This window comes from Acidithiobacillus albertensis (assembly GCF_001931655.1).
Taxonomy (GTDB): Bacteria; Pseudomonadota; Gammaproteobacteria; order Acidithiobacillales; family Acidithiobacillaceae; genus Acidithiobacillus; species Acidithiobacillus thiooxidans.
The window spans coordinates 1-361 of record NZ_MOAD01000132.1 but is presented as its reverse complement, the minus strand read 5'-3'; the positions used below and the strand labels follow the sequence as shown (position 1 = coordinate 361).

The window sequence follows — 361 nt, the reverse complement described above, 5'->3', positions numbered from 1 at the left end:
CTTGCGGTTACTATCTGAATTATCGTTTTCCAGTTTGTCTTTAAGCTCATGAGAATCCCCCTGTGCTAATCGATTTAACCAGAGATGAATCCCTTCGGGAGAGCCGCTCTGGCCGCCTCAGCTCCCAATAGTTCTGGCTGATCTCATAAGTCTTGTGCGACTGTTGCGATGGAAAATTGGTGTGTGAAAATGACCACCTTTTTGAGTATTGTGGAATCCGCTGCACATTCTTTTGCCCAATGGGACGCCTTCCCAGATTTCTCATACTGGATGGTGTCCTGAATGCCCATACAGGCATGCATTCTTCCTCTAAATATTCCCGAATCTTCCGGACGAATCGTTTTGACGCCATAGAAGAACG

At 46.5% G+C, this 361-nt stretch carries 1 protein-coding gene; it reads right to left on the bottom strand.

What is annotated here, in order from left to right; all coding sequences use genetic code 11:
* Positions 1–143 precede the first annotated feature (143 nt).
* Positions 144–361, bottom strand: a 218-nt coding sequence (locus BLW97_RS19885) for a hypothetical protein (RefSeq protein WP_207650665.1), incomplete at its 5' end; no start/stop codon positions are given.